Origin of the sequence: Nocardioides sp. Root140, from assembly GCF_001426745.1 — a bacterium.
Classification (GTDB): domain Bacteria; phylum Actinomycetota; class Actinomycetes; order Propionibacteriales; family Nocardioidaceae; genus Nocardioides.
Map to the genome: position 1 here is coordinate 1018280 of NZ_LMFI01000010.1, position 25027 is coordinate 1043306.

General features: G+C 69.8%; 18 protein-coding genes. 9 read left to right on the top strand and 9 right to left on the bottom strand.

Features of this window, described 5'->3' with window-relative positions:
• Positions 1-19 precede the first annotated feature (19 nt).
• From ASD30_RS15260 to dnaK, 6 genes are all read right to left on the bottom strand, one after another.
• The gene (locus ASD30_RS15260; RefSeq protein WP_056683069.1) at positions 20-640 is read right to left on the bottom strand and encodes a hypothetical protein; all 621 of its coding nucleotides are present in this window, start codon (positions 638-640) and stop codon (positions 20-22) included.
• Positions 637-1266 carry a TetR/AcrR family transcriptional regulator gene (locus tag ASD30_RS15265; protein WP_056683072.1) on the bottom strand — a complete coding sequence of 210 codons (630 nt, stop codon included), beginning with the start codon at positions 1264-1266 and terminating at the stop codon, positions 637-639. The genes ASD30_RS15260 and ASD30_RS15265 overlap by 4 nt, the downstream gene beginning before the upstream one ends.
• 69 nt (positions 1267-1335) lie before the next feature.
• Positions 1336-1749, bottom strand: coding sequence for a heat shock protein transcriptional repressor HspR (locus ASD30_RS15270; RefSeq protein ID WP_056683075.1), 414 nt, complete (start codon positions 1747-1749; stop codon positions 1336-1338).
• A 2-nt stretch (positions 1750-1751) separates the two neighbouring features.
• Positions 1752-2885 (bottom strand): molecular chaperone DnaJ, encoded by a 1134-nt coding sequence (dnaJ, locus tag ASD30_RS15275; protein ID WP_056683077.1) that lies wholly within the window; start codon positions 2883-2885, stop codon positions 1752-1754.
• 42 nt (positions 2886-2927) lie between these two features.
• On the bottom strand, positions 2928-3566 hold the full coding sequence (gene grpE / locus ASD30_RS15280) for a nucleotide exchange factor GrpE (protein ID WP_056683080.1): 639 nt from the start codon (positions 3564-3566) through the stop codon (positions 2928-2930).
• Positions 3563-5425 (bottom strand): molecular chaperone DnaK, encoded by a 1863-nt coding sequence (gene dnaK / locus ASD30_RS15285; protein ID WP_056683083.1) that lies wholly within the window; start codon positions 5423-5425, stop codon positions 3563-3565. The genes grpE and dnaK overlap by 4 nt, the downstream gene beginning before the upstream one ends.
• A 277-nt stretch (positions 5426-5702) precedes the next feature.
• Between dnaK and ASD30_RS15290 the strand changes: the two genes are divergently transcribed.
• The 6 genes from ASD30_RS15290 to ASD30_RS15315 all read left to right on the top strand — a co-directional run bounded on the left by ASD30_RS15290 (position 5703) and on the right by ASD30_RS15315 (position 19057).
• Positions 5703-7685, top strand: coding sequence for a serine/threonine-protein kinase (locus ASD30_RS15290; protein ID WP_056683086.1), 1983 nt, complete (start codon positions 5703-5705; stop codon positions 7683-7685).
• A gap of 26 nt (positions 7686-7711) precedes the next feature.
• Complete coding sequence (locus tag ASD30_RS15295) at positions 7712-9817, top strand: protein kinase domain-containing protein (protein ID WP_056683089.1); 2106 nt, start codon at positions 7712-7714, stop codon at positions 9815-9817.
• Between the two features lie 198 nt (positions 9818-10015).
• Positions 10016-11806, top strand: a complete 1791-nt coding sequence (locus ASD30_RS15300) for a PxKF domain-containing protein (protein WP_056683091.1) — start codon at positions 10016-10018, stop codon at positions 11804-11806.
• A gap of 98 nt (positions 11807-11904) precedes the next feature.
• Positions 11905-13920, top strand: a complete 2016-nt coding sequence (locus ASD30_RS15305) for a serine/threonine-protein kinase (protein ID WP_056683094.1) — start codon at positions 11905-11907, stop codon at positions 13918-13920.
• A gap of 57 nt (positions 13921-13977) precedes the next feature.
• Entirely contained in the window at positions 13978-15981 is a 2004-nt protein-coding gene (locus ASD30_RS15310; RefSeq protein WP_156393666.1) for a serine/threonine-protein kinase, read from the top strand.
• Between the two features lie 31 nt (positions 15982-16012).
• Positions 16013-19057 (top strand): alpha-mannosidase, encoded by a 3045-nt coding sequence (locus tag ASD30_RS15315; protein WP_056683100.1) that lies wholly within the window; start codon positions 16013-16015, stop codon positions 19055-19057.
• Here ASD30_RS15315 and ASD30_RS15320 read toward each other — a convergent pair.
• Positions 19046-20467, bottom strand: coding sequence for a phytoene desaturase family protein (locus ASD30_RS15320; protein ID WP_056683103.1), 1422 nt, complete (start codon positions 20465-20467; stop codon positions 19046-19048). The two genes, ASD30_RS15315 and ASD30_RS15320, sit on opposite strands and share 12 nt — an antisense overlap.
• 33 nt (positions 20468-20500) lie before the next feature.
• Here ASD30_RS15320 and ASD30_RS15325 point away from each other — a divergent pair, with 33 nt between their 5' ends.
• Together ASD30_RS15325 and ASD30_RS15330 are read left to right on the top strand one after the other, a co-directional pair.
• Positions 20501-20860, top strand: a complete 360-nt coding sequence (locus ASD30_RS15325) for a hypothetical protein (protein WP_056683106.1) — start codon at positions 20501-20503, stop codon at positions 20858-20860.
• A gap of 63 nt (positions 20861-20923) precedes the next feature.
• Positions 20924-21763 (top strand): aldo/keto reductase, encoded by an 840-nt coding sequence (locus ASD30_RS15330; protein ID WP_056683108.1) that lies wholly within the window; start codon positions 20924-20926, stop codon positions 21761-21763.
• A 15-nt stretch (positions 21764-21778) separates the two neighbouring features.
• On the opposite strand, the gene ASD30_RS15335 is transcribed toward ASD30_RS15330, so the two are convergent.
• Positions 21779-22279 (bottom strand): MarR family winged helix-turn-helix transcriptional regulator, encoded by a 501-nt coding sequence (locus ASD30_RS15335; protein ID WP_056683111.1) that lies wholly within the window; start codon positions 22277-22279, stop codon positions 21779-21781.
• A 39-nt stretch (positions 22280-22318) separates the two neighbouring features.
• On the opposite strand from ASD30_RS15335, the gene ASD30_RS15340 reads away from it, so the two are divergent.
• A complete protein-coding gene (locus ASD30_RS15340; RefSeq protein ID WP_082563859.1) occupies positions 22319-23374 on the top strand; it encodes a DMT family transporter in 1056 nt (351 codons plus the stop codon).
• Positions 23375-23381: 7 nt separating this feature from the next.
• On the opposite strand, the gene ASD30_RS15345 is transcribed toward ASD30_RS15340, so the two are convergent.
• Entirely contained in the window at positions 23382-25025 is a 1644-nt protein-coding gene (locus ASD30_RS15345) for a DUF222 domain-containing protein (protein WP_056683115.1), read from the bottom strand.
• Positions 25026-25027: the final 2 nt, after the last annotated feature.

Below are 25027 nucleotides of genomic sequence, written 5' to 3' on the forward strand. Positions count from 1 at the left end.
GTCGCTCAGCCCGGAGCGCTCACTCCGGGCAGGCGCTGGTGTCGCGCGGACACCTGACCACCTCACCGACGTAGCGGCGGATCGCCTGGGAGTAGTCGGCCGTGCCGACCGGCGCGTAGTAGAAGATCAGCGCGCCCGCCTGGTAGGTCACGCGCGTCTTCTCCATGGCGTCGTCGGCGAAGATGCGGTGGTCCTCGCGCAGCCAGGTCTCGGCCGGTGCCTGTCGGGACAGCGCGACCATGTAGAACGCGCCGTTGGTGCGCACTGACTTCGGCGAGTCGAGGTTGCTGACCACGCCGAGGAGCTCGAACTGCTCCGCGTCGGGGACGGTCACCGACTTCTCGAGCGCCTTGAGGGCGGCGGGGGTGAGCGTCGACCTGCGGGAGACGACCGTGGAGCGCTCCAGCAGGGTGGCCCGCCAGTCGACGTCGGTGCTCAGGTCGAGGCGCTTGGCGACCGCGGAGAGCCTCGGCGAGATGGGTGCCGTCGGGTCGACGACAGTCACGTAGTCGAGCGGGTCGTCGGAGTCGGGGACCAAACCACTGATCTTGCTGATCACGATCGGCAGCAGGAGTGCGAGCACGACGCCGGCGACGAGGCCGGCAGCGAAGACGCCGACCTCGCGGGTGCGGTCCCTCATCTCGCGGATGCCGGGATCTGGATGTGCTTGGCCATGGTGACCATCGCGTCGACCATCGCGACGCGGTCGAGATCGGTGGGGGTGATGATCTGGCTGAGGATGAACCGGACATACATGTCCGACACCACCTCGACGGCGGACGCGTCGGCCTCGGGCCAGCGCTCCATCGCGATGCGGGTGAGGGTGGCGCGCACCGGGGTGATGATCATGTCGGAACGGACGGTCAGCACCGGGACCAGCCCGTCGCCGCCGCCGGACCTGGCGTCGGTCACCATGCGACCGAGAAGGGCGTGGTCAGTGACCTCGTCGAGCATCCAGAGAAGCGCCCGGCGGATGCCTTCCTCGAACCTCTCCGAAGAGGCCAGACGGGTCTCGAGCTCGGCGAGGACGCGCTGGAGCTCCCTGTCGAAGAGGGCCAGGGAGAGCTGGTCCTTGGTGCCGAACTCGTTGTAGATCGTCTGTCGGCTCACGCCGACGTCCTCGGCGATGTCGGCGATGCGGACCTGCCCCCACGACGTGTGGGTGGCGCGCGCCCAGGCCGCGTCGAGGATCGACCCACGCAGCAACCCGTGCACCTTGTCCTTGAAGGACCCGGCACCCTTGGTGGGACCGCTCGACTCACTCATACGGCAACTTTACATGACCGCGCGAACGTCAAAGACTTCGACGCCCGAATGTCGGGGTCGCCGTGGTGCTCACGGCTTGTTGCGGCGCCACACCACGACCTGGCCGGTCGAGGGCGACCGGAGGACCGGCAGGTTGCCGGCCGCCGCGGCGCGAGAGCTGCCGAGGAGCCCGCGCAGGGTCTCGCGCAGACCCATGACCTCAGCGGCGAGCTCTTCGTTGCGCGCCGAGAGGGCGAGCACCTGGTTCTCCAGGTCGAGGATGCGGCGGACCCCCTCGATGCCGATGCCGTGGGAGGTCAGGTCGGCGATCACCCGCAGCATCTCGATGTCGTGGTGCGAGTAGCGACGCCCGCCGCCACCGGTGCGGCCAGGAGTGATCAGGCCCATCCGCTCGTAGGTGCGCAGCGTCTGGGGGTGCAGCCCGGCCAGCTCGGCGGCCACGCTGATCACGTAGACACCGACTGTGGGGTCGGGGGTGACCATGCTCAGACTTCCTCGAAGAGGCCGCCACGCAGCGGCTTGCCGACCATCGCGGCGCGGTAGGCCTCGACGGCCTCACGGGCCGCCGTGTCGAGTACGGCGGGCACCTGGACCTCAAGGGTGACCAGGAGGTCGCCGTTGGTGCCGTCGGCCTTGCGCGCACCCTTGCCGCGGACCCGGAACGTGCGGCCGTTCGGCGTACCGGCCGGCACCTTCAACGTCACCGGCCCGTGCTTGAGGGTGGGCACCTTGATCTCGGCACCGAGCGCGGCCTCGTCGAACCCGACCGGCACGTCGAGGGTGAGGTTGTCACCCTTGCGCCCGAACAGCCGGTGCGACGTGACCTTGACGTGCACGTAGAGGTCACCGGCCGGGCCGCCGTTCTCGCCCGGGGCACCCTTGCCGCGAAGGCGGATCTTCTGCCCGTCCTTGACCCCGGCCGGGATGCGGGCCTGGATCGAGCGCGCGGAACTGCCGCGGCCGGACCCGTGGCACGTGGGGCACGGCTCGTCGTACACGAGCTGGCGACCGCCGCAGGCCGGGCAGGTCTCGTTGAGCGTGAACGCACCGCCCGCGGTCGAGGCGACCATGCCGGCGCCCTCGCAGACCATGCAGATGTGGGGCTTCGTGCCCGGCTTGCCGCCGGTGCCCGAACAGCTCGGACAGGGCGCGTCACTGGTCAGCCGCAGGCTGATCGTGACGCCCTCCATGGCGTCCTCGAAGCTGATCGTCGCCGAGCTCTCGACGTCGGCGCCGCGCTGCGGCCGGGCCTGGCGTGGGCGCCCGCCGCCGAAGAGGTCACCGAACATGTCACCGATGCCTCCGCCGCCACCGCCTCCACCGCGCTGGCCGAAGAGGTCGCTGACGTCGAAGCCCCCACCGCCGCCACCGGTCGGGAACCGGGGCGCGCTGCGGATCTCGTCGTACTCCTTGCGCTTCTCGGGGTCGCCGACGACGTCGTAGGCCTCGGCCACCGACTTGAACTTCTCGTGCTTGGCACTGTCACCCGGGTTGGAGTCGGGGTGGTTGGCGCGCGCGAGACGACGGTAGGCCTTCTTGATCTCGTCGGCACCTGCGTCCTTCGAGACCCCGAGCTCCTTGTAGTAGTCCTTGCTCGCCCAGTCAGCCTTGCCGCTCACGCGCGCCTCCCTTCGTCAGTTCTCGATGTGTTCAGTGGTGGGTCAGCTGTCGGTGGCGTCGGACGCCGGGTCAACGACCAGCACCTGGGCCGCGCGCACGACGCGGTCACCGATCTTGTAGCCCGCCTTGGCCACCACCTTGACCGTGGTGACCTCGACCTCGGCGTCTTCTCCCATGTGGGAGAGGGCGTCGTGGAGCGACGGGTCGAAGGCCTCGCCCGGGGCGCCGTAGCGCACCAGGCCCTGGCCCGCGACGACCCGCTCGAGCTGGTCGGCGACGGCCCGGAAGCCTTCGTCGAGCGGCCCGTGCGCGCGGGCCCGGTCGATGTTGTCGAGGACCTCGGTGATCGGGGCCAACGCGGAGAACGTGGCATTCTCCTTGATCAGCTCACGGTCGCGGTCGACCCGTCGCTTGTAGTTGAGGAACTCCGCCTGCAGGCGCTGGAGGTCGAGCGTGCGCTCCTCCAGCTCCATGCGGGCGACGGCCAGCTCGTCGTCGGCCGGGTCGGGGCGCTCCCCCGACTGCTGGGGCTCCTCGACCTCCGACTCGTTGGCCATCTCGGCGGCCGCCTCGCCGAAGGAGTGGCCCGCGATGGGCTGCTCCTCGGGCGCGGCGGACTGCTCGGAGCGCTCCTCAGCAGCCGGGTCCTCGGGGGACTCGTCACCAGGGCCTTGGGTCACTTGGACTCACCCTCGGCGCCCTCGGCAGGCTCCTCGTCCACGATCTCGGCGTCGACGACGTCGTCGTCGGCCTCGCCGGTCGCGCCGGTGGTTCCACCGGCGGCGGCCTGGTCGGCCTCGGCGGCGGCGTACATCGCGGCACCCATCTTCTGGCTGGACTCACCGAGCTTGGAGACACCGGCCTCGAGCTCCTCGGCGGTGGCCTCGGCGTTCTCGAGGGTCGCCTTGAGCGCGTCGACGTCAGCCTGGACCTCGGTCTTCACGTCGTCGGGCACCTTGTCGCCGTTGTCGGCCAGGAACTTCTCGGTCGTGTAGACGAGACCGTCGGCCTGGTTGCGGGCCTCGACGGCTTCCTTGCGCTTGCGGTCCTCGTCGGCGTACTGCTCGGCCTCCTTGACCATGCGGTCGATCTCGTCCTTGGACAGGGCCGAACCACCGGAGATCGTCATCGACTGCTCGCGGCCGGACGCGTGGTCCTTGGCGGAGACGTGCACGATGCCGTTGGCGTCGATGTCGAAGGTGACCTCGATCTTCGGCACGCCACGCGGGGCCGGCGGAAGGCCGGTCAGCTCGAAGTTGCCGAGGCCCTGGTTCTGGGCCCACATCTGGCGCTCGCCCTGGGCGACCTTGATCTCGACCGACGGCTGGTTGTCGTCAGCGGTCGTGAAGATCTCGGAGCGCTTGGTCGGGATCGTGGTGTTGCGCTCGATGAGCGTGGTCATCACGCCGCCCTTGGTCTCGATGCCCAGCGACAGCGGGGTCACGTCGAGGAGCAGGACGTCCTTGACCTCACCCTTGAGCACGCCGGCCTGGAGCGCGGCACCCACGGCGACGACCTCGTCGGGGTTGACGCCCTTGTTGGGCTGCTTGCCGCCGAGCAGGTCGGTGACGACCTCGGTCACGGCGGGCATGCGGGTCGAGCCACCGACGAGGACCACGTGGTCGATGTTGGCGATCGCGACGCCGCCGTCCTTGAGCACCGACTGGAACGGCGCCTTGGTGCGCTCGAGCAGGTCGGCGGTGAGCTTCTGGAACTCGCTGCGGGTCAGCTTCTCCTCGAAGTGGAGCGGGCCGGACTCGCCGTGGGTGATGTAGGGCAGGTGGATCTGGGTCTCGCTCGAGCTGGACAGCTCGATCTTGGCCTTCTCCGCGGCCTCCTGGAGGCGCTGCTTGGCGATCTTGTCGGCACCGAGGTCGACGCCGTTGTTGGCCTTGAACTTCGCGATCATCCACTCGACGATCTTGTTGTCCCAGTCGTCGCCACCGAGGTGGTTGTCGCCCGAGGTCGCCTTGACCTCGACGACGCCCTCACCGATCTCGAGCAGGGACACGTCGAACGTGCCGCCACCGAGGTCGAAGACGAGGATGGTCTGGTCGTCGCCCTTGTCGAGGCCGTAGGCCAGCGCGGCCGCGGTCGGCTCGTTGACGATGCGGCTCACGTTGAGGCCGGCGATCTCGCCGGCTTCCTTGGTGGCCTGGCGCTGCGCGTCGGAGAAGTACGCCGGGACGGTGATGACCGCGTCGGTGACGGGCTCGCCCAGGTAGGCCTCGGCGTCGCGCTTCAGCTTCTGCAGGATGAAGGCGCTGATCTGCTGCGGGGTGAAGGACTTGTCGTCGATCTGGGTCGTCCAGCTCTCGCCCATGTGGCGCTTGACCGAGCGGATCGTGCGGTCGACGTTGGTGACCGCCTGACGCTTGGCGACCTCGCCGACGAGGACCTCGCCGGACTTGGCGAACGCGACCACCGACGGGGTGGTGCGGGCGCCTTCTGCGTTTGCGATGACGGTGGGTTCGCCACCTTCGAGGACGGCGACGACGGAGTTCGTCGTGCCGAGGTCGATGCCGACCGCTCGTGCCATGGGGAGTACCTCCGGTGTGTTTTTCTGGATTGGACTGTGTGTTTCTGGTGGTCCCGGGCGTCCTGGTCGGACCGTCCGGGGAGTCTGAGTGGGGCCCATCCTGCGCCGCCGCAGGAAGTGTGGCAAATAAGTTGAGTCGAATCAACTCAAGTTTGCTCACTGGGCCCAACACAGGACTTCGGGGGTTCATTCCCGACGCTTCAGGGAAGGAGCGTTCGGGAAGGCCGTCGCAATGTCCTAGGGTCGTCCGCATCTGATCGCACGAGGGGGAGGGTGCATGTTCACGTCGCTGCGCCCCGGCACCCTGGTCGGCGGGCGCTACCGCATCGAGGCCGTCGTGGGCTCCGGCGGGATGGGCGTCGTCCATTCCGCACGTGACGAGCACCTCAACCGTCGGGTCGCCCTGAAGGTGATGACCGGACACCTGGCCGAGGACCCGACGTTTCGCGAGCGCTTCGTCCGCGAGGCGGCCGTGCTCGGCCGTCTCGACTCCCCGCACATCGTGCAGGTCTTCGACCACGGAGACATGGACGGCCATCTGTGGATCGCGACCCAGCTCGTCGAAGGGGGCGACCTCGCCCGGCTCGTCGCAGAGCGGGGGCCACTGTCGCCGCGACTTGCCCGCCACATCTGCGCCCAGGTGGCGGACGCACTCCAGGACGCCCACGCGCGTGGCGTCGTCCACCGCGACGTCAAGCCCGAGAACATCCTGCTCGCGAATCCCGGGGCCGCCGAGCCCCATGTCTTCCTGACCGACTTCGGTCTGGCCCGCGAGATCGGCGACGACGTCACCGCCGTGCGCAGCACCGCCGGCACGTGGGACTACCTCGCCCCGGAGTGCGGCACCGGCCGGCCGGCCACCGCCGCCAGCGACGTGTACGCCGTCGGGTGCCTGCTGTGGACCTGCCTGACCGGGCGTCCGCCCTACGCCGGCACCATGGCGCAGGTCGCCCTGGCCCACGCCCGGAACGCGCCTCCGACACTGGTCGCCGGTCCGTCGGTCACCGCGGCCGACGCCAGTGAGCTGAACACCGTCATCACCAAGGCGATGAGCAAGGACCCCCAGCGGCGGCAGGCGTCCGCGGGCGAACTTGCCGCCGACGTGCGAGGCCGGGTCACCGGGCGGGCTCCCGGAGCGCGCCGGAGGCGTCGGAGCACGTTGTTGGCCGTGGCGGCAGTCGCAGCCACGATTCTCGGGGTCGGTCTGGCTCTCAACCTGCCCGATCCCGGCAACCCGCCTCCCCAGGCCGATGCCACACCACCGACCGATGAGCAGAGCGAGGCTGAGTCCGCGAACCCGGTCAAGGTGACCGGCCGCCCGATCACCGGCGACCAGGACGACGACGGCTTCGGAGACGTCTTCATGACCAGCGACGACTCGGTCAAGTCCGCGCGACTGATGGTCTCGGACGGGAAGTCGCTGTCCTCGGCGGAGACCTGGGCGCGAGGCGCCGACCTGCTGATGCAGGCCGATGTCGACGGCGACCGCACGTCGGACCTCCTGTCGATCGTCACCACGGGCTTCAACGACGCCTTTCGCGTCACGGTCACCCACGGCGGCACGAAGAAGGTCGAGAAGTCGGTCCTGAGAGCTCCCGGCGAGGCCCTCGACGTCAAGTCGGCACTCGGCGACTACGACGGTGACGGTCGCGACGACCTTGCGGTGGTCACGCAGAACGTCCGCTCCGGCGAGCGGGCACGGATCTGGGTCAGCCGCAGCACCGAGAGTGGGTTCGGCAGGCTCCGCACCTGGCGCGAGTTCGAGGCCGAGGAGGTCCGGCCGGTGCCGGGTGACTTCGACGGCGACGGCGACGACGACCTCGCGCTGGTGGCCGCCACCAGCATCAAGCTGCTGGAGTCCGACGGATCGTCCTTCGCCAGCGTCGGCGTCCAGGAGATGCCCCAGGAGCTCGGCCCGCTCGCGGCCGGCGACTTCGACGGCGACGGCACGGACGAGCTCGTCGGAGACAGCCAGGCCGGAGGAGCAATCATCGTGTGGCGACATGTCCGCAACCAGTGGAACGCCCGGGTGAGCAGCTCGGACGAGAGGGACCCCGGCGTTCATCAGAACGCGGCACCGGCGGTGGCCGATGTCAACGGGGACGGCCGGGACGACGCCCTCTTCCTGGCGGGCGAGCTCAACGATGCACCGAATCTCCTCGTCGCAGTCTCCAAGGGAAGCGCGTTCGCGAATCGGGAGACCTGGCTGCATCCTGCCTGGGACCGTGACCTGGCGTTCGTGGGAAGGACAGGCCAGTGAACGACCAACCAGGAGCGGGTTCGCAAGTGTTCGGACGTTTCGAGGTCGGCCGACGACTCGGCGCCGGTGGCATGGGAGCGGTCTACGTCGCCACCGACACACGCTTCGACCGCCTCGTCGCGCTCAAGGTGATGTCCGAAGACCTCGCGGGCGGCATCGAGTTCCGCAAGCGCTTCCGGCGGGAGGCCGACGTCCTCGCGCGTCTGGACTCCCCCCACGTCACCGCCATCTACGAGCACGGGGAGGACGACGGCACGCTCTGGATCGCCACCCAGCTGGTCCGGGGCGGCGAGCTGGGCAACCTTCTCCGGCTCCGTGGCCCACTCCCACCGCGCAAGGCCGTGCGCGTGTGCGGGCAGGTGGCCGAGGCATTGCGCGCCAGTCACTCGGCAGGGGTGTTGCACCGCGACGTCAAGCCCAGCAACGTGTTGCTCCGGGACCCCGACGCCGCCAACCTGCACGCCTACCTGTGCGACTTCGGCATCGCCGACACGAGCAACGACCGGTTGACGGCTGCTGGCGGGCTCGCCGGCACGTGGCAGTACCTCGCACCCGAGCGGGGTGGCGGCGCTCCCGCCACCCCGGCCACCGACATCTATGCCGTCGGCTGCCTGTTGTGGGCCTGCCTGACAGGCCATCCTCCCTACTCCGGCTCGGGAGTCGAGATCCTCGTCGGACACCTCGAAGGAGACATCCGACAGCTTCCGGGGGACGGACCCGAGCAGGCCGGGCTCAACGAGGTCCTGCGGCGCGCCATGGCGAAGGACCCGGCCGACCGATACTCCTCGGCGGCCGACCTTCGGGACGCCCTGGCCCGGCTCGAGGCCGAGCTGCCGGCGTCGATGCCCCCGCTGCGCCCCTCCGCTCCGTCCGAGCCCACAGCGCGACCCCGACGCCGTGGCCGCATGATCGGGGCCGCAGTCCTGGCGCTGTTGCTGGTAGGCGGTGGCATCGGCGCTGCATGGGCACTGCGTGATGACGACGGGGACCGCTCCGACGGCTCCGCCTCCCCCAGCGCGTCCGGCAGCCCGTCCGCCAGTCCGTCCGACGGGGGAACGTCGCCGTCAGCCGAGCCCTCCGCGTCCGCATCCGCGAAACCGGCCCCGCCGGTCCGCGATCCGTCCACCAAACAGGCGGTCACCTTCGACCTCAACGGCGACGGGAGAGGTGACCTGGCATTCCACGATGCGTTCGACGCGACGCCCGCTGTCATGATGGCGAACGGCGGCGGCTTCTTCGCCGCACCGGCACCTGTGCTCAGGAAGGGCCTGACGATGGTGGTGCGGGGCGACCTCGACGGTGACGGAGCCGAAGAGATCGTCGGCGTCGAGAAGGGTTCGGAATACTCTGCTGACGGCACCAAGGGAAACACGACGATGACCGTCACGGTCGGTTCGGCATCCGGTACGCCGCAGGTCCTGAAGGCGAGAAGCGCAATGGGTGTCCAGTCGGACTGGTCGGGCGGCGCGATGCTTGCCGATCTCGACGGCGACGGGCGCGACGACCTGGTGCTGGCCACCGCCAATGCGGAGTACGCCGAGAGCTTCGACGTCTGGGCCGCGATCAGCACGGGCGACGGGTTCGAGCGACTCAAGAGGTTGTACAGCGGGCCGGAGGTCGTCTCGCACGTCGAACCTGCCGATGTCGACGGGGATGGAGACGACGACCTGGTCCTGGCCGACGAGAGCGAAGGGAGCCTGGCCGTCCTCGAGTCGGGCGGAGGAACCTTCACGCCGACCGACTTCGAACAGACCCTCACCACCGTCGACGAGTTCATGATCGGCGACTTCAACGGCGACGGTGCCGACGACGTGCTGACCCTCGACGGCGTCGACAGCAAGGCCGTCGTCCTGCAGCGCAAGCGCGGTGCCTGGGATGCGCAGGTGTGGCTGACCGACAAGTCCGGGGCGTTCGGGGTCGGGTGGTCGCAACCGCGAGCCGCGATCAGTGACGTGAACGGAGACGGCAAGGACGACCTGGTGCAGTTCGCGGGCACGACCGATCCTCAGTCGCGCACGATCCGGGTGTTCGTCGCCTCACGCAAGAAGTTCGCGCCGCCGGTCGACTGGGGGAGCTACACCTGCGGGTGCGAGGACTACACGGCTCCCATCGCTCCGCGAGAGAACATGTGACCGATCCCTGCCCGATCGGTTGTCTGGACCAGCCCTTTCGGATGGTTCGCTGATCAGATCCCCCGCTTCGCCTGCTGTCGGGGCGAGCCCGGGGCAGGATCGCGAACATCCCTCCCGAAGCGAGGGCACTGTGCGAGTCCCCGGGGGGTCCCGGGGCGGGGACCACGCCAGGGGGTTCCAGCAGGAAGAGGGCTCCGCATGCGAGTCTCCGAGAATCACCGCCCCGCCCGGAAGCAGCTCGCCCGGGCCTCGACACTCACCGCGCTCACCATGTCGGCGGCACTGGCCTTGAGCGGGGTCGCCGTCGCCGACGACATCACCAACGACCTCGACCTGACCGTCGACACCGCCGCCGAGGTGCTGCCGCTCAACGTCGGCGGCGCGAACGGCACCACGTCGCTCTACGTGAAGCCACAGGGGGGCGACGGGAAGAACGGCTGCAACCTGACCGGCGGCACCGCACTGACCCTCGCCGTCTCGTCCTCGGACACCGCGGTCGCCACGGTCAGTCCGGCGTCGGTGACCTTCACCTCGTGCGGCACCGTCCAGCAGTTGACCGTGACGCCGGTGGCCGAGGGGTCGGCAACCGTGTCGGCCACCCAGGTGACCAACACCAGCCAGGGCTCGTTCAACATGTCGCCCGCGACCTTCACGGTCACGGTGGCTCCGCCCGCCAACTCCGCACCGTCCCTCTCGGCCTCCGGCATCGAAGGCGGCGCAAGCTACGCGAAGGGCGCCGTACCGGACGCCACCTGCGAGGTCGCCGACAACGAGGACGGCCCGTCGTCGTTCCCGGCCACACTCAGCGCGGTCACCGGCCCCTATGCCGTCGATGGCATCGGCACGCAGACCGCCAGCTGCACCTACACCGACGGCGGCGGACTGACAGCCTCCGCGTCAGAGACCTACTCGATCGTCGACCAGAGTGCTCCGGTCATCACCTACACGCTGGACCCGGCCACGCCGGACGGCGACAATGACTGGTACCGCTCCGACGTCTCGCTGACCTGGCACGTGTCCGAGCCCGAGTCGCCGGGCTCGGTGGCTCTCACTGGCTGCGTCGACCAGCTGGTCACCACCGACCAGTCGCTGACCGGCTACACGTGCTCCGCGACAAGTGCCGGTGGTTCTGCTGCCGAGCAGACCGTCAGCCTCAAGCGCGACGCCACAGCACCGGTCGTCGACAACGACGTCACGGTGTCAGGCACCGCGGGACACAACGGGTGGTACACCTCCGACGTGGCCGTGACGTTCACCGCGACCGACGTACTCTCCGGTCCGGCCAGCGCCAGCACGACGGCGACCTCCTCCGGCGAGGGCGCAGCGATCGAGGTGGCCAGCCCGGCCTTCACCGACGCCGCAGGCAACACCACGCCCACCGGCGCGGTCACGAAGTCCTACAAGGTCGACAAGACCGCGCCGACCACGCCGACCCTCGTCGGCGGGCCGGACGGCAGCTACTACTACGGCGACGACCCGTCCGCCCCGACGTGTGAGTCCACGGACGCCACGTCGGGCCTGGTCGACTGCGTGGTCACGGGAGGCGGGACGAGCGTCGGCACGCACAGCTACACCGCCACCGCCACCGACGTGGCCGGCAACTCGTCGACCTCGACACTCACCTACACGGTGCTGGCGTGGACCCTCACCGGCTTCAGGCAGCCGGTCGACATGGGCAGCGTCTGGAACACCGTCAAGGGCGGCAGCACCGTGCCCCTGAAGTTCGAGGTGTTCGCCGGGCCGACCGAGCTGACCGACACCGCGGTCGTCGCCAGCTTCCGCACCGCCAAGGTGAGCTGCACCTCCGGCACCGGCACCGAGGACCCGATCGAGATCCTGTCCACCGGTGGCACGTCCCTGCGCTACGACACCACCGGCGGCCAGTTCATCCAGAACTGGAAGACCCCGACCGGCGCCGGCACCTGCTACACCGCCACCATGACCACCCAGGACGGATCCTCGATCAGCGCCCGCTTCAAGCTCAAGTGAGCTAGGCGTCGACCTGGGCGACCACGGCGCCTCGATCGGTCCCCGCACCTTCTAGGGTGTGGGGACCGATCGAGACGACGTGCCAAGGGGGACGCTGCATGTTCGAGTCGCTGACACCGGGCTCCGTGGTCGGGCGCTACCGGGTCGAGGGAGTCATCGGCTCGGGAGGCATGGGTGTCGTGCACGCCGCGCGCGACGAACACCTCAATCGTCGGGTCGCGCTGAAGGTGATGTCCGGCCACCTTGCCGAGGACCCGACGTTCCGGGCCCGCTTCCTGCGCGAGGCGACGGTGCTGGGGCGGCTCGACTCCCCGCACATCGTCGAGGTCTACGACCACGGCGAGCAGAACGGTCACCTGTGGATCGCCACCCAGCTCGTCGAGGGCGGCGACCTCGGCCAGCTCATCGCGCACAACGGGCCGCTGCCCGCCGCCCTGGCGATCCGGCTGTGCACCCAGGTGGCCGACGCGCTCCAGGACGCCCACTCGCGGGGAGTCGTCCACCGCGACGTCAAGCCCGCCAACATCCTCGTCTCCTCCCCGGGCTCCGCGGAGCAGCACGCCTACCTCACCGACTTCGGCCTGGCCCGTGAGATCGGCGCCGACCTGACCGCCGTACGCGGCGCCACCGGCACGTGGGACTACCTGGCCCCCGAGTGCGGCTCCGGGCAGCAGGCGACCCCCGCGAGCGACGTGTACGCAGTCGGCTGCCTGTTGTGGACCTGCCTCACCGGGCACCCGCCGTACGACGGCACCGAGATCGAGGTCGCCCTGGCCCATGCCCGGCAGGCGCCACCCACCCTTCGCCCGGGACGAGGTCTGACGGCCCCGCTGGCGCGCCGGCTGAACGCCGTCATCGGACGGGCGATGAGCAAGGACCCCCTGCAGCGACAGGGATCCGCGGCCGAACTCGCTTCCGAGCTGCGCGCCGCCGGGACGGGTCTGCTGGCTGCTGCTGGCCAGCCCGGGCGTACGCCGGGCAGGCGCCGCGGCCTCCTGATCGGAGGCGTGGTCGCCCTGGTCGCGGTCCTCGGTGCGGCCATCGGGATCAAGGCGCTGACCTCGGACGACGCCCCGGCCGACGCAACCTCAGACGAGCGGAGCACCGCTCCCCCGGCCGACGAAGCCGCCGAACCGGTCGACAGGCCGATCACCGGCGACGTGGACGGCGACGGGTTCGGCGACCTCATCGTCAGCCACCTCGCCGACGTGGGACAGGACGTCGAGCTGTTGCGTTCATCGGACGGCACCACCCTCGGCGAGCCGCAGCCCTGGGCCGAGGAGGTCGGCGTCCCACTGCGCGGTGATGTCGACGGGGACGAGAAGTTCGACCTCCTCTCTGTCGAGACGGCCCCGGGGGCCGACCTGGAGTACCGCATCTCCGTGCTCCGGGACAGGGTCGACGGTGTCCAGAGCACCGACCTGGCAGCCCCGCGGGGGTCCAGCTCCCTCTATCCGGCGCTGGGCGACTTCGACGGGGACGGCAACGACGACCTGGCCTTGGCCAGCGACGGAAGCGTCACGGGCTCACAGGGCATCTGGGTGAGCCTCAGCACCGGTGACGGGTTCGCCGAGTTCACGCAGTGGTACACCTCCGACACCGAGGTGCCCCGACCGCTGCCCGGAGACTTCGACGGCGACGGCGACGACGACCTGGCCCTGCTCGACGGGGCCGACTCGCTGGGGTTGCTGGTCTCGAACGGCTCGCAGCTCACGGCCACGACGCCCCAGGGGCTGGCCCAGGCCTCCGGCCTCCTGGCGCCCGGCGACTTCGACGGCGACGGCACCGACGAGCTCGTCGGCGTCCCCTCGACCGGCACGGGAAGCGGGCTGGTGGTGTGGACCTACGCCGACGAGCAGTGGGAGGACGACGTGCGGGGAACCCTGCAGGCCGACACATTCGTCTCCAGCATCAAGGCCCCGTCGGTCGCGGACTTCGACGGCGATCGGCGCGACGACGTCCTCCTCTTCAGCGGCGAGTACGACGCGCCGTCGTACGACTTCAAGGTGGCCCTCTCGAGCGGCCTCGCCTTCGAGACCGAGGAGTCGTGGCGCGAGTACGCCCACGGCGTGGAGGACTACCCACACTCCGTCGGCCCTGCGCCGACCGAGTGAGCTTTCGCCGAACGGCCTGAGAGTTTCCGGTGAGGCGGCGTAGGGCAGTGTGGGCGCGTGCCTGAACAACCACAGCGCTTCGTCGTCGGCCAGCGTCTGGGCGCCGGCGGCATGGGAGCCGTCCACATCGCCACCGACACCCGGTTCGACCGCCTCGTCGCATTGAAGGTGATGTCGGACCACCTCGCGAGCGGGGAGGAGTTCCGGGAGCGCTTCCGCCGCGAAGCCGACGTGCTGACCCGACTGGACTCCCCGCACGTCACGACGATCTACGACCACGGGGAGAGCGACGGGCACCTGTGGATCGCCACGCAGTTGATCCGCGGGGGCGAACTCGGCGACCTGCTCCGGGCGCGTGGCCCGCTCCCGCCACACCGCGCCGTGCAGGTCTGCGGGCAGGTCGCGGAGGCGCTCCGGGCGACCCACGCGGTCGGCGTACTGCACCGTGACGTCAAGCCCAGCAACGTGCTGCTGCGCGATCCGGATGCGACCAACCTGCACGCCTACCTGTGCGACTTCGGCATCGCCGACACCGGGAACCGGCTCACCGTGGCCGGCGGTGTTGCCGGGACGTGGCAATACCTCGCACCCGAACGCGCCTCGGGCAGTCCGGCTGCTCCGACCACCGACATCTACGCGGTCGGGTGCCTGCTCTGGGCGTGCCTGGCCGGCCAGCCGCCGTACACGGGCTCCGACGTCGACGTGGCGATCGGCCACCTCGAGGGTGAGCTGCCCCAGGTGCCGGAGACCGGTCCCGGGCTTGCCGCCCTCAACCGCGTGCTGCGGCGCACGATGGCGAAGAACCCGGCCGACCGGTTCCAGACCGCGGCCGAGCTGCGGGCCGCGCTGGCCGCGCTCGAGGCCGAGATCCCTGCTGCCATGCCACCTCTGCGGCCGGATCCGCCCACTGCACCGCGCCCACCCGGGATGGATCCGAGCGGTCGGCGCGGTCGACTGATGGGCGTGCCGGCGCTGGTCGGCGTACTGGCGCTGGTCGGGGTGCTGGTCGCCGGTGGCATCGTGGCTGCACTGGCACTGCGCGGCGACGACTCCGGCAACAGCGAGTCCGCGACCCCCGGGGGCTCGACGAAGAAGGCAGTGACCGGCGACCTGACCGGCGACGGCCGGGGTGACCTGACCCTCCACGACTGGGACGGCGAGGCGATGCGGGCCGTCGTCATGGCCAGCACCGGCTCCGCGTTCGGTCCGACCGAACAGGTCATGTCGGGGGCCTTCTCGGTGATCAAGGGCGACATCGACGGCGATGGAACGCAGGAGCTGGTGGCCGTCGCACCCGGCTCGGGTGGCGGCGAGGTCACGGTCGCGTCCGTCGGCGGCAAGCAGCGCACGATGGAGGTGGGGGTCGACGACGCCGACCAGCCCGACTTCACCGAGGGCGCCATGATGGGCGACCTGACCGGCGACGGGCGCGACGACCTCGTGATCGCACCCGCGAACAACGCCACGGGTGACGACTTCGTGGTCTGGCTGGCGGTGAGCACGGGTGACGGGTTCGAGGACCTGCAGCGGGTGCACAGCTCCTCGGACGCCGTCGCGCAGGCGGTTCCCGCAGACGTCGACGGTGACGGCGACGACGACCTCGTGCTGGCCGAGCCCGATGCGGAACAGCTGGGGGTCCTGGAGTCCGACGGGAAGGCGCTGACCTCGACCGGGTTCGTGGCCACCAACACCACGGCCTACGACATCGTCGTCGGCGACTTCGACGGTGACGGTGCCGACGAGGTGGTCGAGGTCGACGGCGTCTCGCAGAAGATCGTCGTGCTCCGCCGCGAAGGCGACGCCTGGGACTCCGAGATCTGGCTCGACGACACGAAGGACGCGTTCAACCTGCTCGACTCGAACCCCAACACGTCGGTCTCCGACGTGAACGGTGACGGCAAGGACGACCTCGTGCGCTTCTCGGCCGGCGAGGGCCCCGTCGAGCGCCGGACGATGGTGTTCGTGTCGTCGGGCAAGGACTTCGCCGCACCCGCCGACTGGGGCAGCTACACGTGCGAGTGCGACGAGTACTTCGACCCGGTCGAGAGCTTCAAGAACTGATTCGACGGTCCGACCCCACTAGTGTCGGGCCATGCATGATCGCGGCAAGGAGATCGAGGACCGGCTCGGGCGTGTCATGGAGGAGCGGGTCAGACCCGCCATCCATCACGGGATCGCGGACCTCCGGGTCGAGGTGTGGCACGTGCCGCCTTCCCCCGACGGCACGGTCGGCGAGCCGGTCGCGTTCGACGTGGCGCGCGCGGCGACGTACGCCCCGGCTTCCGTCGGCGACCGGTGGGGACCGGCCTGGGGCACCAGCTGGTTCCACCTGGCCGGCACCGTGCCTGCCGATCCCGCGACCACTGACGTGGCGACGCCGGAGATCGTCTTCGACCTGGGCTGGTCGACCCGGCGCCCGGGCATGCAGGCCGAAGCGCTGGTCCACCGACCCGACGGCAGCGTCGTGAAGGGCCTCAACCCGCAGAACTCCTGGATCGCGGTGACGCCCGGCGAAGAGATCGACCTGTACGTCGAGGCGGCGGCGAACCCGACCATCGGCCCGGGCTACACGCCAACCAGGGAAGGCGATCGCGACACCTCGACCCGCGAACCGCTCTACCGCATCAGCCGGGCCGAGATCTGCACCCGCAACGTCGACGTCTTCGAGCTGAACGCCGACGTCGACGTGCTCGACGGACTCCAACGCTCTCTCGGTGAGGGCGATGCCCGCCGCTGGGAGATCCGCTACGCCCTGGAGCGTGCGGCCGAGGCCCTCGATCCCCACGACGTGGTCGGCACTGCTGCCGCGGCGCGTGCGGAACTGGCCGACGTGCTCGCGCGGCCGGCACACGCCAGCGCGCACCGCATCACCGCGATCGGGCACGCGCACATCGACTCGGCCTGGCTGTGGCCCGTGCGAGAGACCGTGCGCAAGGTGTCGCGGACCGTCGCGAACGTGACCCACCTGCTCGACACCACCGACGACCTGCGGCACTGCATGAGCTCGGCGCAGCAGTGGGAGTGGCTCGAGGAGAGTCGCCCCGAGCTCTTCGAGCGGGTCCGTGGCCATGTCGAGACGGGCCGGTTCATCCCGGTCGGCGGCATGTGGGTCGAGTCCGACACCAACATGGTCGGCGGCGAGGCGATGGCGCGACAGTTCGTGATGGGCAAGCAGTGGTTCATCGACAAGCTCGGCGTCGACTGCGAGGAGGTGTGGCTGCCCGACTCGTTCGGCTACACCGCCGCGCTGCCGCAGATCGTGAAGCTGGCCGGCTTCCGCTGGTTCCTCACCCAGAAGATCTCGTGGAACACGGTCAACAAGTTCCCCCACCACACGTTCTGGTGGGAGGGCATCGACGGCACCCGCGTCTTCACGCACTTCCCGCCGGCCGACACCTACAACGGCACCCTGGCCGCCAGCCAGCTCGCGCACACCGCGTCGAACTTCCGCGACAAGGGCATCGCCACGCGGTCGCTGATCCCGTTCGGCCACGGCGACGGCGGTGGCGGCCCCACCCGCGACATGCTCTCGCGCGCTCGTCGTACGGCCTCGCTCGAGGGCTCACCGCAGGTCGCCATCGAGTCGCCCGCCGAGTTCTTCACCGCCGCCGAGGGCGAGTACGGCGCCGCCGCGCCGGTGTGGTCAGGCGAGCTCTACCTCGAGATCCACCGGGGCACGTACACCTCGCAGGCCCGCACCAAACAAGGGAATCGACGCTCCGAGCACCTGCTGCGCGAGGCCGAGCTGTGGTCGACGTACGCCGACCTGCTCGGCCTGGTCGACTACCCCTACGACGAGCTCCGGGCGATCTGGAAGACCGTCCTGTTGCAGCAGTTCCACGACATCCTGCCCGGGTCGTCGATCGCCTGGGTGCATCGCGAGGCCGAGCTCGAGTACGCACGGGTCGCCGGTGAGCTCGAGGCGATCATCGAGCGTGCGATCTCCGCGTTGGCGGGTGCTGAGGCTGGTTCCGAGACTGGTTCTGGCGCTGGATCTGACGGGGCTGTGTTCGATGCTTCGCCGGTCGCCTTCCTGGGACGGGGTCTCGACACGCTCGCTGGCGCTCGCTACTCGACCAACGAGAGGAAACGCTCGACCACCGAGCCCGAAGGTTCGGTGCTGGAGAACGAGCACCTGCGGGTCGAGGTCGACGAGAGCGGCGTCATCAGGTCGATCCGCGACCTCGACGTCGGGCGCGAGGTGCTGCCGCCCGGCGGCGCGGCCAACCTGCTGCAGATCCATCCCGACTTCCCGAACAAGTGGGACGCCTGGGACCTCGACCGCTTCTACCGCAACCAGGTCACCGACCTGGCCGGGTCGGTGTCAGCAGGAACGGACGGGTCGCTCGAGGTGCACGGCGCATTCGGCGAATCGACGTACACGCAGGTGATCACGCTCGTCGGCGGCCGCGTCGACATCGAGACCACCGTCGACTGGCACGAGCGCGAGAAGGTGCTCAAGCTCGCCTTCGACACCGACGTGCACACCGACCGTGCGCGCTACGAGACGCAGTTCGGCCACGTCACTCGTCCCACGCACGAGAACACCACGTGGGACGCCGCCCGGTTCGAGGTCTGCGCGCACCGATGGGTGCAGGTCGAGGACGGCGGGTACGGCGTCGCGGTGGCCAACGACTCGACGTACGGACACGACGTCACCCGTCATCCCCGCACCGGTGGTGGCACCTTCTCCACGGTGCGCCAGACGCTGCTGCGGGCGCCTCGCTACCCGGACCCGGAGACCGACCAGGGCAGGCACACGTTCCGCTCGTCGCTCGTGCCGGGCGCGGGGGTCGCCGAGGCCGCGGCAGCCGGCTACGCGTTGAACCTTCCGGTGCGCCGGGTCGTCGGTGCGTCGGTGCCACCACTGGTCACCGTCAGTGGCGGGACGGCGTACGTCGAGTGCGTGAAGCTGGCCGAGGACCGGTCGGGCGACGTCGTCGTGCGCCTCTATGAGCCGCTGGGCGCACGGACCACGGTCACGCTGACGCCTGCCTTCGAGGCGTCAGCGGTGACCGAGGTCGACCTGCTTGAGCGACCGCTGCAGAACGATGCGCTGGCCGCGACAGAGCCGATCACGCTGACCCTGCGGCCGTTCCAGATCGTCACCTTGCGGTTGGCGCGCTCAACCGGATAGTCCGCGCAACGCCGAGAGGGCCGCGTTGTGCCCGCCCATGCCGTGCACGCCGCCGCCCGGAGGCGTGGACGCCGAGCAGATGAAGACGCCCGGAACCCCGGTGGAATAAGGGTTTCGCGCGATCCTGGGCCGCATCACGAGCTGGAGTCCGCCGTTGGCCCCGGCAGAGATGTCTCCGCCGACGTAGTTCGCGTTGTGCGCCTCGAGCCCGGCCGTGTCACGCACGTGCACGTGCCGGACCCGGTCGCGGAACCCCGGAGCGAACCGCTCGATCTGCGCCGTGATCGCCTCGGTGGCATCCCCGGTCCAGGCGTTCGGGACGTGCGCGTAGGCATAGATCGGGTTGAGACCGGAGTCGCCGCCGGAGCGCAGCGGGTCGACGAGGTACTGCTGGCCGAGCAGCACGAACGGCAGGTCGGGCATCTCACCGCGACCGACCTTCGCCTCACCGGCGACGATCTCCTCCAGGGTGCCGCCGAGGTGGACCGTCCCGGCCCTGAGCACGTCGGGGTTGGCCCAGGGGATGTCGCCCTCGATGGCGTAGTCGACCTTGAAGGCGGCCGGGCCGAATCGATAGCGCTGGTAGGCCTTCCGGGGGCCTGACGGGAGGTGGTCGCCCATGATCCGGGCGACCGCGTCGGGCGCCGTGTCGAAGATGAGGATGTCGGGGCCGCCCAGTTCGTCGTACGACGTGACGCGGACGCCGGTCTCGATGCGGGCGCCGGCGCGCTCGAGCTTGGCGACGAGGGCACGCGTGATCGACTCCGTGCCACCCTCGGCGACCGGCCACCCGTAGGCATGGGCGGCGGCACCGAGCATCAGGCCGACGGACGCGGAGAGCGGAGTCGTGAGCGAACCGAACTTGTGAGCCGCCATTCCTCCGAAGAGGGCCCGCGCTTCCTCGGTCTTCCAGCGTCGGACCGCCCACGGCGCCGGCAGCAGCGAGTGGAGGCCGAAGTGGGCGAGCTTGAAGGGGTGCTTCGGCACGTGCGCGATGGGCCGGAACACGTCGGTGGCGAGGGCGTCGAAGTTGCGGGAGATGCGGCCGAAGAGCCGCTGCCAGGCCGGACCGTCGACGCCGAGCCCGGCCGCCGTACGCCCCACGTCGCGCCAGAGCAGCCCGGCTCCGCCGCCGTCGAGGGGATGGGCGAGCTGGATCTCGGGCCACAGCCAGCGGAGCCCGAGCTCCTCCAGGCCCAGCTGCTGGAAGTACGGCGAGCCGACGCCGGTCGGATGGAATGCCGCGCACTCGTCGTGCAGCAGTCCGGGAACGGTCAGCTCGGAGGTGAGCGTGCCGCCGCCGACCCGATCCCTGGCCTCGAGCACGCGCACGTCGACGCCCCGTTCGGCGAGGGTCAGCGCGGCGGCGAGTCCGTTGGGCCCGCTGCCGACCACGACTGCATTGGTCACCCGAACAGCCTGTCACGTGGTTGGCTGTTCCCCATGAAGAAGCGCCTCGGGCCTGCCCTCGCCGTACTCCTGCTCATCACGCTGGCCGGGTGCGGGGGCCGACCATCCGAGGACGACCTGGCTGACGCGCTGCAGGACAAGGACAACAACTTCTTCGGATACCTGGGTGCGCGGTCGTTCGCAGAGGCCGACGACGAGGTCATCGACTGCATGGCGAAGGTCCTGCACGACTCCGACATCTCCGACGAGGGCCTGGAGCTGATCGCCGACGACAAGCTCGACAAGCCGCGCATCGCGGGCTCGATCTCGGCCGCTGACGACGGCGAGTTCTCCGACGACGACGTCAAAGCGCTCGCGAGGGTCCTGCCCGAGGTCATGGACTGCGCCGTCTGACGGCTCGAGCGATCGCACCCTGACCACGCGGAACAATTGCACGCGCGTGGTTGTCTAGTAGGCATGACTGTTCCCTCCCTGACGCTCAACGACGGCCACTCCATCCCGCAGCTCGGCTTCGGCGTGTTCCTGGTGCCGCCGGACGAGACCGCCGAGACCGTGACCTCGGCGCTGGAGATCGGCTACCGCCACATCGACACGGCGCAGATGTACGGCAACGAGAAGGGCGTCGGCGAGGCGCTGGCCGCATCGGGCATCGAGCGCGACGAGCTCTTCATCACCACCAAGCTCGGCAACCCGAACCACAAGCCCGACGACGTACGCCGCACCTTCGACCAGTCGCTGACCGATCTGGGGCTCGACCACGTCGACCTGTTCCTGATCCACTGGCCGCTGCCCACGCAGTACGACGGCGACTTCGTCTCCACCTGGAAGGCGATGACCGAGCTCACCAGCGACGGGCGGGCCAAGTCGGTGGGCGTCTCCAACTTCGAGCCCGACCACCTGGCGAAGATCATCGACGAGTCCGGCGTACTGCCGGCGGTGAACCAGATCGAGGTGCACCCACAGTTCGCCAACACGGCCGCCCGGACGGCCGGCCTCGACCGCGGCATCCTCACCGAGGCCTGGTCCCCGATCGGTCGCGGCGCCGTCCTCGACGACCCGATCATCGGCGAGATCGCAACCCGCCTGGGCAAGACCCCGGCGCAGGTGACGTTGCGCTGGCACATCGAACGCGGCGACATCATCTTCCCGAAGTCGATGCACGTGTCGCGCATGCAGGAGAACTTCGAGATCTTCGACTTCTCGCTCACGCCCGACGACGTGAACGCGATCAGCGCGCTCGATCGTGGCGACGAAGGACGGATCGGACCGGACCCGAAGGTCTTCGACCGGATCTGAGCTGTCTGGATCTGGTCACTCCAGCTCGAGCAGCTCGCCCCACGCCTGGAGGATGCGGGCCAACCGGGCCCGGTCGATGTCGGGCAGACCCTCCAAGAGCTGCTTCTCGTTGGCGTAGTGCGCCTCGACCGCGCGGTCGATGACCTTCCTGCCGGCCGGGCTCAGGACGATCGTCCTGGCTCGGCCGTCGTGCTCCTGCTTGCGGCGTACGACGAGGCCGCGGGCCTCGAGCCGGTCGACCCGCTTGGTGATCGCGCCCGACGTGACCATGGTGGAGGCGGCGAGGTTGCTCGGACTGAGCTCGTACGGCGACCCGCTGCGACGCAGTGCGGCCAGCAGGTCGAACTCGCCTTCACTGAGCCCGAACTCGGCGTACACCTCGATGAGACGCTCACGGACGGCGTCGGCCACGCGGTGCAGTCGGCCGATGACGCCCATCGGGGCGGTGTCGAGGTCGGGGCGTTCGACCGACCACTGCTCGATGATGCGACCGACGTGATCAGGTTCATTCGCCATGCCGGGAATATACCTTCCTTGGAAGCGATTATACTTTCCATGGAAACAATGTGGCGCACCGTGATGCTCACCGCAATCGCTCCCCTCGCGTGGGGGTCGACGTACTACGTGACCGGAGCCTTCCTTCCTCCGGATCGACCGCTGTTCGCCGCGCTCATGCGGGCGCTGCCGGTCGGACTCCTGCTGCTCGCACTGCGACCGACCCTGCCGACGGGGTCCTGGTGGTGGCGCAGCCTTGTGCTCGGCACCCTCAACATCGGCGCGTTCTTCGTGCTGATCTTCATCGCCGCCTACCGCCTGCCCAGCGGCATGGCCGCCACCCTGACCGCCACCGCTCCCATCGCGATGATGGCCGTCGCCTGGCTGTTGATCGGCGAGCGTCCGCGCTTCGCCTCCGTGCTCGGGGCAGTCGTCGGCGTGCTCGGCGTCTCCCTGCTGGTGCTCCGCGCCGGGTTCTCGGTCGACATGATCGGCGTCCTGGCGTCATTGTCCGCGGTGGCGATGTCGTCGGTCGGCTATGTGCTCCTGAAGCGCTGGAAGGCCCCGGTGGACCTGCTCACCCTGACCGCCTGGCAGCTCGTGGCCGGCGGGCTGCTGCTCCTGCCGGTGGCCCTCCTGGTGGAGGGTGCACCGCCCCGCGTGGACGGCCCCGCAGTGCTGGGCTTCCTCTACATCGGCCTGATCGGCACCGCGCTGGCCAACTACGTCTGGTTTCGCGGCCTGCAGCGGATGCCGGCCGCGTCGGTCTCGCTGATCGGCCTGCTCAACCCGGTGGCCGGAACCCTGCTCGGCGTCGCGCTGGCGCACGAGATCTTCGGCCCCGTGCAGGCGGCGGGCATGGCCCTGGTGTTGCTGGGCGTCCTGCTCGGACAGCCGGCGGTCGTGTCCGCCGTGCTCCGCAAGGTAGGTGGCGCGCGCCTTGATCCTGTGGCTGCCGTGCCCGTGACTGACCTGTCCGTGAGTGCCCTGCCGGTGACTGACCTGCCGGTGACTGACCTGCCGGTGACTGACTTGCCGGTGACTGACTTGCCCGCGACGGGCCAACCGCAGCCGGAGTCTTCCAGGCCCCCGCTGGCCGAGCCGGCCTACCGGTAGCCGAGCGTCAGATGACGGGAACCCGGTTGGCGTGCTCGGCAACCGTGAGCGCGAAGCCCTTCTCCACCGATGTGCCCTCGATGAGGGCGTCACCGATCGCCTCGTCGAGTCGGTGGGTGCCGTTCGTGTCGACAAGTCGGAAGAGGTTGTTCGGGGTCCGCCAGACATGGGTGCCTGGCCCGGGTTGTCGGACCTGGTAGCGCAGGTGGGTCTTGGCTCGATGGTGGAATCGGCCCAGTGGAGCGCAGTTGTGGGTGCCTGACTGGCCCGGCGGCGCGTCCTTGCCCAACTGCCCGTGCTGGAACGGCACCGGATGGTCGATGTCGACGTTGCGGCTGATCGTGGTGGCGTGCGGGAACGCATCGCGGGGACTGATCAGGTGGATGCGTTCACGCAACCACTGCGGGGTCTCATAGGCGTTCAGGGCGACCTTCTTGTTGAGGTCGATGACCGGACTGACCTTCACCTGGGCGTTGCCGAGCAGCTCGGCAAGGTGCTCGAAGAGGCGGGGACCTCCGCCGGCCTCGACGCGCGCGACTCCGTTGCCGACGCCAGCCAGGGCGGCGGCGTGCAGGTGGACGTAGACCACGGCCCGGGGGCGGGTCTTGGTCAGGTCGGCGCTGCGAAGGAGTTCGAGCAGGCGCTCGTTGATCCCGCGCAGCAGATCAGGGGCGGAGTGCTGGTCGCCGTGACCTGCGTCGTCGCCCTCGCTCCCCGGGGCACTGTCAGCGTGCGTGCTGCCGGACGCCGACTTGCTGTCGCCGTCTTCCGCGCCGTCCCCGTCGCCTTCGCTGTCACTGCCGGCAGGTTTCGCATCATCGACCGGCGTTTCTCCCTTGTCTCCCTCGTCGCCCTTGTCGCCGCCGAGGTCGCCCTGGTTCTCAAGCAGCAGCCTCAACAGTTCGGCGGGACGGGCCAGCCACCCAAAGGCATCGGAGCGAAGCCGGTCTCGGTCACGGTCGGTGCGCCCGGCCGCCTCGTCCTGGGCGGCGAGGATCGCAGCGATCCGGTCGATCATCGCGTCGACCCAGACCGCGTCACCGTGCTCGACCCGGGCGATCACATGCCGCAGACCGGCCTCGTCGACACGACCGACGCTCACGTAACGGCGGGCCCGTTCGGCACTGATCTTGTCGGCGTGTGCCTTCGGGTTGGCCTCGATCACCTTCGCCTCGAGCAGGTCGAGCACCCGGGCCGGCTGCTCCCCGGTCAGCGCCGCCGCGAGCGCTGCGTCGACGTACGCCGCCTCGGACGGGCTCAGGTCACGCGTGGCGCGAGCGATGCGGCGCGCCAGCCAGACCTCGGCCCGGCCGGTGTGGAGCGCCGCCCAGCACAACGGCAGCCGGTGCCGCAGGTCGAGGGCATCGGCAAGAAGCCAGCGCGTGGCGAGGTGGTGGGCCTGTCGACTGATCGCCAGCTCCGCGATGGAGAGGTCCTGCACCCGCGGTGTGCCCGCCCCACCGACGGTGACCAGGTGCGGCATGCCACGGTGTTGCCGATGCTCCGGCCACTCCTTCGGGTCGTCGGCGTGCAGGTCGGCCCACCGCAGGGCCAGCTCCAGGTCATGGACCTCGCACTCGCGGCGCTTGAGCAGCGTCTCCTCGACGAACAGCAACGTGCCGCCCGCATCGAGATCACTGAAGTCCGCCATGA

What these genes read in the sequence shown, in the direction of transcription:
- ASD30_RS15300 (WP_056683091.1), top strand. Translation starts at nt 10,016, where the DNA reads ATGCGAGTCTCCGAGAATCACCGCCCCGCCCGGAAGCAGCTCGCCCGG.
- ASD30_RS15345 (WP_056683115.1), bottom strand. Translation starts at nt 25,025, where the DNA reads ATGGCGGACTTCAGTGATCTCGATGCGGGCGGCACGTTGCTGTTCGTC.
- ASD30_RS15260 (WP_056683069.1), bottom strand. Translation starts at nt 640, where the DNA reads ATGAGGGACCGCACCCGCGAGGTCGGCGTCTTCGCTGCCGGCCTCGTC.
- ASD30_RS15270 (WP_056683075.1), bottom strand. Translation starts at nt 1,749, where the DNA reads ATGGTCACCCCCGACCCCACAGTCGGTGTCTACGTGATCAGCGTGGCC.
- ASD30_RS15290 (WP_056683086.1), top strand. Translation starts at nt 5,703, where the DNA reads ATGTTCACGTCGCTGCGCCCCGGCACCCTGGTCGGCGGGCGCTACCGC.
- ASD30_RS15330 (WP_056683108.1), top strand. Translation starts at nt 20,924, where the DNA reads ATGACTGTTCCCTCCCTGACGCTCAACGACGGCCACTCCATCCCGCAG.
- ASD30_RS15335 (WP_056683111.1), bottom strand. Translation starts at nt 22,279, where the DNA reads ATGGCGAATGAACCTGATCACGTCGGTCGCATCATCGAGCAGTGGTCG.
- ASD30_RS15340 (WP_082563859.1), top strand. Translation starts at nt 22,319, where the DNA reads ATGGAAACAATGTGGCGCACCGTGATGCTCACCGCAATCGCTCCCCTC.
- dnaK (WP_056683083.1), bottom strand. Translation starts at nt 5,425, where the DNA reads ATGGCACGAGCGGTCGGCATCGACCTCGGCACGACGAACTCCGTCGTC.
- ASD30_RS15305 (WP_056683094.1), top strand. Translation starts at nt 11,905, where the DNA reads ATGTTCGAGTCGCTGACACCGGGCTCCGTGGTCGGGCGCTACCGGGTC.
- ASD30_RS15265 (WP_056683072.1), bottom strand. Translation starts at nt 1,266, where the DNA reads ATGAGTGAGTCGAGCGGTCCCACCAAGGGTGCCGGGTCCTTCAAGGAC.
- ASD30_RS15315 (WP_056683100.1), top strand. Translation starts at nt 16,013, where the DNA reads ATGCATGATCGCGGCAAGGAGATCGAGGACCGGCTCGGGCGTGTCATG.
- ASD30_RS15325 (WP_056683106.1), top strand. Translation starts at nt 20,501, where the DNA reads ATGAAGAAGCGCCTCGGGCCTGCCCTCGCCGTACTCCTGCTCATCACG.